Here is a 6,349-nt window from a genome sequence, read left to right as displayed (position 1 = left end):
TATGCGTCCGAGTCCCAACGGCGGGAGGCCTTCACCGGATGGCTGCATCACTACAATCACCACCGGTTCCACACCGCGATCAGCGGCCCTCCCGCCATGCGCGTACCTAACCTCTCAGGTCAGTACAACTAGCGCCTGCGCAGCACCAGCAGCAGGTTCCAGGTGACGATCTCGCGCAGCAGGGGCACGCGCACGACCGGCTTGGCCCACCCGGGCAGGTAACGGGGGCGGACGTCCACCACGTCCACGTCGGAGCGCCCGCGTGTCCAGCGCAGCATCTCCTTGGCGTGGGCGGCGTACATGGTGCGGCCGAAGTCGTTCTTGGGCCGTCTCCCGTGGCGCCGCGCGAACCGCTCGGCCGCGTACGCGCCGCCCAGGTAGTGCCACGGGGAGGTCTCGTGCCCGCCCCACGGGGACAGCCACAGCGTGTACGACAGGTACACCAGCCCGCCGGGCCGGGTCACGCGCACCATCTCGTCGGCCATCCGGATCCGGTCCGGCACGTGCTCCAGCACGTTGGAGGAGAAGCACACGTCCACCGAACCACCGCGCAGCGGCAGCTCCAGGGCACTGCCCTGGACGCCGTGGGTGTCGGCCTCACGGCCGTGCAGGGTCATCTCGTGGGCGTCGGAGTCCACGCACAGGCAGCGTGCCCCCGCGGCGCGCAGCTCGTCGGCGAAGTAGCCGGGACCGCCGCCCACGTCCACCACGAGCCTGCCGTCCAGGGGGGTGTAGGAGCGCAGCTGGGCGACGGTGTCGCGGGCCAGGGTGCCGTAGAAGCGGGCGGGGTCGGTCTGCTCCCCGCGGAAGGCGGCGAACAGTCCCACCGAGCGGCCCAGGGTGGCGCGGAACGGGACGGTGCCGTCGGCGCGGGCGGCCTCACCGGTCACGCGGCGTCCTCCAGTACCACGTAGTGGCGCAGGTGGCGCCAGTGGTCCCCGCCCCAGTACTCGTCGGAGGCGGCGATCCGGCCGCCCGGGACCAGTCCGGCGATGCGCTCGGCGGGCAGGGTGTGCATCCGCATCGGCGCCGGGTAGCGCAGCAGCGTCCGCTGAGCCAGGGCCACCAGCGGCCACGGCGCGTACCGGAACACCATTCCCTTGAAGGTGCGCCGCTCGGACTCGGGCACGCCCAGGACCATGGCCCCGCCGGGGCGCACCACCCTCGCGAACTCGCGCACGTAGCCCTCGGCCAGGTCGGGCGGCAGGTGCTGCAGGACCAGGTCGGTGTAGACCAGGTCGAACGAGTCGCCCCCGAACATCGACAGGTCCGGGCGCTCGTTCAACTCGAACCTGATCCGGCCTCCGGAGCGGTCCAGACGACGGGCCTCCGCGAGCATCGGCGCGGAGATGTCCACCCCCACGACCTCGTCGAAGTGCGCGGCCAGCGCGTTGGACAGCCGTCCCGCGCCGCATCCGAAGTCCAGCACCCGGCCGCCCCCGGGACGGATGCCCAGCTCCTCCAGGCGGGCGACGGACGGATCGACCTCGGCCCGTCCGGAGGCGAGGAACTCGTCGTCGTCCCAGCCTCCGCCCCGTTTGCCGGGATCCACGCACACCGCCCACAGGGGCTCGGCGGAACCCAGCCGGGTCCAGTCGCGGCGGACCTGTTCGAGTCCCACCGGCAATCACCTCCACGGTGCTCACGACCCCGGCGGGACACGGTTCTGTATCGTGTTCCTGTTCTGGGTGTGCGGGCCTGAACAGCCTGCGACAAGGGTCAGGGAAAAAGTGGAACGTGTTGTATTCTGGCACCCATCTTCCGGGTTGGCCAACCTCTGCGGCGGGAGGGAAATCGATGTCGCCTGTTCCTCCCACGGAGAGTGGGCACGACGGCCCCGGTACCGGGACCCCGGCGGCGGTACCCGCCGGTAGCCCGGACAGGCCGCCCAGGGTACGCCGTCCGGTCGAGGAGCCCGACGAACAGGGCCCCGGCCTCGGCGAGCTGGCCCGAGCGGCGCTGGCCACCGCGCGCCGCCTGGCGCGCGACCGCCTGGTCCTGGCCGGGCTGCTGCTGGTGGCGGTGGCCGTCGGGCTCAGGTTCTACGTGCTCGGCGAGGCCTACTTCGTGGAGGACGACTACCTCTTCTTCGCCAACGCCCACGCCAGCGACCTGGGGCCGGACTACCTGTTCTCCCTCCACAAGGGCCACCTGATGCCGGGCGCCCTGTTCCTGGTCTACCTCCAGACCACGTTCTGGCCCTACGAGTGGTGGATCAGCGCGGGCTCGATGCTGGTCCTCCAGGCCGCCGCCATGCTGGTCTTCCTCCGCCTGCTGTGGGAGCTGTTCGGCCGCCGCTGGGCACTGCTGGTCCCGCTGACCGTGTACGTGCTGGCCCCGCTGACCGTCCCCGTCCTGGGCTGGTGGTCGGCGGCGCTCAACGCGGTCCCCTTCCAGCTCGCCCTGGCGCTCGCCCTGCTGTGGACCGTGCGCTACCTGCGCACCGGTGACCAGCGCGTCATCTGGTGGGCGGGCGGCGCCGTCGTGTTCGGCATGCTGTTCACGGTCAAGGCGGTGTTCCTGCCGCCGGTGCTGTTCGCGGTGGCCGCCGCACACCTCTACCCGGGCGGCCCGGTCGCCGGTGCCCGCCGCGCCTGGGCGCTGCACCGGCCGTTCTGGGTGGCGATGGGCGTGCTCTTCGCCGCCTACGCGGTGTTCTACCTGGCACGGATGCGGGTGGAGGAGGGCGGTGAGGGCGCGGGCGTGCCCGAGAGCCGGCCCGCGCTGGCGATGCTGCGCGGGCTGCTCACCGAGGTGTTCCCGGTCGGCGCCCTGGGCGGCCCGCTGGAGTGGGGACCCGTCACCCCGGCGGGCGGCCTCGTCGACCCCCGCGGTGTGGTGGTGCTGGGCGCCTGGGCCGTGTTCGCGGTGATCGTGCTGGTCAGCCTGCGGATGCGGCGCGGGGCGTGGCGGGCGTGGACGCTGCTGCTGGGCTACGTGGTGGTCGTGGACATCGTCCCGACGATCATCGCGCGGGGCCGGTTCCAGGACGTGGCCGCCACGGATCCCCGGTACGTGGCGGACGCGGCGCTGGTGTTCGCGCTGTGCCTGGCCCTGGCCTACCTGCCCACCCGGGAGGAGAGGGCGCGTGCCCTGGTCGGCGGAGCGGGGGAGGTTCCGGCCCCGCGGGCGGCGCCCTACCGGAGGCGGCCCCGGCGCGGCGCCCGGACCGCCGCGGTGCTGGCGACGGTGGTGTACGCGGCGGCGGCGGGTTACTCCACACACGCCTACGCGCAGACCCTGAGCGGCGACCGCCTCCAGTGGTACCTGGACACGGTGCGGGCGTCACTGGCGGACGTTCCGGAGGAGGGCGGCCTGTACGCGCGCCCGGTTCCGGAGGACGTGGTCCTGGAGTGGAACGGCCCGCGCAGCCTGAGTTCGTGGGTGCTGACGCCGCTGGCACCGCCCGAGGTCGCCCGGCGGATGACCGAGCCCGAGGAGTCCGACACCGCCTACGTGTTCAACGACGCGGGTTACCTGGTCCCGGCCCGGCCCTCCGACGGCAGCGACATGTTCGCCCCCGGACCGGAGGACGACTGCCTGGAGCCCTGGGAGGGGCTCGTGTCCTGGCCGGTGCGGGCGCACGGCGGCTCCACCCAGGTCGCCACCCTCGGCTACACGTCCGAGGAGGACGTCGGCGTGGTGGTGGCGCTCGGCGACGACTGGATCGAGGTGGACCTGCCCGCCGCTTCGGAGAACGGCACCTGGCACGTGCCGGTGGGCGCGCCCGGGGAGAGGCTGGCGGTGTTCCTGCCCGAGGAGCCCGAGGACCGGGGCGGGCTGTGCCTGAACTGGGTGTCGGTGGGCGGGATGGCGCCGACCGTGGAGGGCAACCCGTGGGTGTCGGAGGAGGACGGCCGCCCCGGGGACTAGGGGAGTGCGGCGTGCCCGCCGAGCACGTTCCGGGCGCCGTTCCTCCCTACCGGAGGAACCGGTGGGACCAGCGCCGGACGGGCTTCTCCACCCACCGGTGGGTCGCCATGGCGAGCAGTACCGTTCCGATCGTCACCGGCACCACGTCCAGCCAGAACGACCCGGTGTAGACCTCCTGCCCGGTGAAGTCGCGCCACAGGTACAGCACCATGAACTGCCACAGGAACACGCCGTAGGAGATCCGGGCGAGGAACTGGCTCACCCGGTGCCGCAGCAGTGCTTCCATCCACCGCCCGCTCCGCCAGGCGGCGGCCCGGCGCAGCGGAACCGGTGCCGAGGCCGGGTGCGGGGCCAGAGCGGCGGGCGCGACCAGGAAGAACGCGAACCCGATCCCCGTCAGCGAGTGCACCGCCGAGGTCCAGATGTCGCCCGAGCCGACGAGCCGGCTCCCCGCGGCGTCGGTGGCGTTGAGGACGAAGAACCCGCCCGCGAGCAGCCAGCACACCCCCGGGGAGGCGGCGACGGTCCGGCAGAAGCGGCGCACCGGGCCGTCCGCGCCGGGCTCGCGCCACGCCCACTCCGAGAGCACGGCCAGTGCCATCCCGGCCGCGAACAGGCCCGCCGCCCGGGGCAGCCAGGTGTGCATGTACGCGCGCTGCTCGGGATGGAACTGCGGGACCAGGGCGACCAGGCCCAGCACCGCCATCACGGCCAGGCCGACGAGCAGGCGTCCGCCCCGGGCGTCCACGTCCCGGCCCCGGCGCGCCCACAGGGCCAGCACCAGGCCGAGCAGCGGCAGCAGCAGATAGAAGCTGACCTCCACCGACAGGCTCCACATCTGGCCCAGCCCGTGGGGGCCGGTGCCGAGCCACGGGGGGTCGGTGTTGAAGGGGAAGGTCAGGGTGAGGACCTCCCCCCAGTACCGCGGTGAGCCGAGCTCGTCCTGGGAGTGGACCAGCAGCGCCGCCACGGCCACCACCCAGTAGGCGGGGAACACGCGTGCGGCACGGCGCCACAGGTAGGTGCGTGCGCGCGGTCCGCGCACACCGTCCAGGGCGGCGCGGGCCCAGGGCCGGTACAGCAGCACGCCGGAGAGGGTGAAGAACAGGGGCACGGCCAGGTCGAGGGAGGACAGCAGCCCGCCGAGCACACCGGGGGCCAGGGCCTCACCGGTCTCGGCGGCGACGTGGAAGACCAGGACCATCAGGGCGGCCGTGGCGCGGATGCCGTCGAGGGCCTCGTGGCGGCCGTCGACCTGCGGGAGGAGCAGCCGGGGATCGGCGCTCCGGGAGGGGACCTGCACGTCGCGGTCCTCGGGCGCGGAGGGATGGGGCGCCATGGGCCTTCCAGGTAGGGGAGGATCCAGAACGCGTTTCACTAGAACGTGTTATAAAAATTTCGACACGCCCTGGTGACGTCGTTCCCTACTGGGCAGTACTCTACCCGGAACTGAACCTAGTTCCACTAGACCCAGTTCCAGATCTGGACTCTCATACGCCCAGGAGGGCACATGCGCCGTACCGTTGCGGTCGTTCTCGTCGCGTTCGGGGTCTTCTTCCTCGCCCTCGCCCCCATGGCGCGTACGTGGTTGTCGAGTTCCCTGATGAAGACCCCTCTGGACTACTACAGCCAAACAGTCCTCACCGACGAGGGGGCCACCTACTTCAACATCGAGGACGTGGAACTCGTCGAGGGCGCCGTGCTGGAGGCCACGTCGACCATCCGGGCCGACGTGGCCTCCAGCACCGACGAGACGGCGGTGTGGGACCAGTTCACCTGGGTCAAGGACGCCGACACCGGTTTCGGCATCACCTCCAGCAGCCGCCGGGCCGGGCACGACCGTGTCACGGGAGAGGCCGTCGACTGCTGCGACGCCATGGTCAACGACGAGTCCGTCGCCCAGAGCGGCCAGGCGTGGAAGTTCCCCTTCTACACCGAGCAGCGTGACTACGACTTCTTCGAGACCACCGTCCAGGAGGTCGTCCCCATGGAGTTCCGGGGGACCGAGGAGGTCGAGGGCATCGAGACCTACAAGTTCGTCCAGGAGGTCGACGGGGCCACCACCGGCGAGCGCACCCTGCCGCGCTCGGTGGCCGGGCTGGAGGGCGAGGGCGACGTCACCGGAGACGAGGTCTTCTCCATCACCCGCACCTACTGGATCGAGCCCGTCACCGGCTCCCCCCTCAAGATCAGCGAGGACCAGAACCGCGTCGTCGTGGTGGACGGCGAGGAGGTGCTGAACCTGTTCGACGCCGAGCTCGTCTCCGACGAGGAGTCGGTCCAGGCCGCGGCCGAGAAATCCGAGCAGGGACGCACCATGCTGCCCCTGCTGCACACCACCCTTCCCATCGTCTGCCTCGTCGTCGGTGTCGGCTTCGTCGGCGTCGCGGTCGTGCTGTTCCTCACGGGGCGCCGCCATGACCAGTACAGCTGATCCACGCACCCGTCCCGCACCGGAGCGCCCGACCGGGCGCAC

Annotated in this window: 5 protein-coding genes and 1 pseudogene; 3 read left to right on the top strand and 3 right to left on the bottom strand. The window is 71.9% G+C overall.

The window, feature by feature from the left end:
* Positions 1-132, top strand: a pseudogene (locus FYX01_RS04650) (IS481 family transposase); the annotation flags it as partial.
* On the opposite strand, the gene FYX01_RS04645 reads toward FYX01_RS04650, so the two are convergent.
* Both FYX01_RS04645 and FYX01_RS04640 read right to left on the bottom strand, forming a co-directional pair.
* On the bottom strand, positions 129-890 hold the full coding sequence (locus tag FYX01_RS04645) for a class I SAM-dependent methyltransferase (protein ID WP_150237900.1): 762 nt from the start codon (positions 888-890) through the stop codon (positions 129-131). The pseudogene FYX01_RS04650 and the gene FYX01_RS04645 sit on opposite strands and share 4 nt — an antisense overlap.
* Positions 887-1,621 carry a class I SAM-dependent methyltransferase gene (locus FYX01_RS04640; RefSeq protein WP_317846043.1) on the bottom strand — a complete coding sequence of 245 codons (735 nt, stop codon included), beginning with the start codon at positions 1,619-1,621 and terminating at the stop codon, positions 887-889. Before FYX01_RS04640 ends, FYX01_RS04645 begins: the two co-directional genes overlap by 4 nt.
* 176 nt (positions 1,622-1,797) lie before the next feature.
* Here FYX01_RS04640 and FYX01_RS04635 point away from each other — a divergent pair, with 176 nt between their 5' ends.
* A complete protein-coding gene (locus FYX01_RS04635) occupies positions 1,798-3,873 on the top strand; it encodes a hypothetical protein (RefSeq protein ID WP_150237896.1) in 2,076 nt (691 codons plus the stop codon).
* 46 nt (positions 3,874-3,919) lie between these two features.
* Here the strand turns inward: FYX01_RS04635 and FYX01_RS04630 are convergent, their stop codons facing one another.
* Positions 3,920-5,212 (bottom strand): acyltransferase family protein, encoded by a 1,293-nt coding sequence (locus FYX01_RS04630; protein ID WP_150237894.1) that lies wholly within the window; start codon positions 5,210-5,212, stop codon positions 3,920-3,922.
* A gap of 171 nt (positions 5,213-5,383) precedes the next feature.
* Between FYX01_RS04630 and FYX01_RS04625 the strand changes: the two genes are divergently transcribed.
* Positions 5,384-6,307 carry a cell envelope lipid trafficking protein PgfA gene (locus FYX01_RS04625; protein ID WP_150237891.1) on the top strand — a complete coding sequence of 308 codons (924 nt, stop codon included), beginning with the start codon at positions 5,384-5,386 and terminating at the stop codon, positions 6,305-6,307.
* Positions 6,308-6,349: the final 42 nt, after the last annotated feature.

It is taken from the genome of Nocardiopsis quinghaiensis, from assembly GCF_008638365.1.
Classification (GTDB): domain Bacteria; phylum Actinomycetota; class Actinomycetes; order Streptosporangiales; family Streptosporangiaceae; genus Nocardiopsis; species Nocardiopsis quinghaiensis.
The sequence above is the reverse complement of the archived record's forward strand: the minus strand, read 5'-3'. Positions and strand labels throughout refer to the sequence as shown.

Excerpts from the sequence above, each read along its gene's own strand:
- FYX01_RS04635 (WP_150237896.1), top strand. The coding sequence starts at position 1,798 with ATGTCGCCTGTTCCTCCCACGGAGAGTGGGCACGACGGCCCCGGTACC.
- FYX01_RS04630 (WP_150237894.1), bottom strand. The coding sequence starts at position 5,212 with ATGGCGCCCCATCCCTCCGCGCCCGAGGACCGCGACGTGCAGGTCCCC.
- FYX01_RS04625 (WP_150237891.1), top strand. The coding sequence starts at position 5,384 with ATGCGCCGTACCGTTGCGGTCGTTCTCGTCGCGTTCGGGGTCTTCTTC.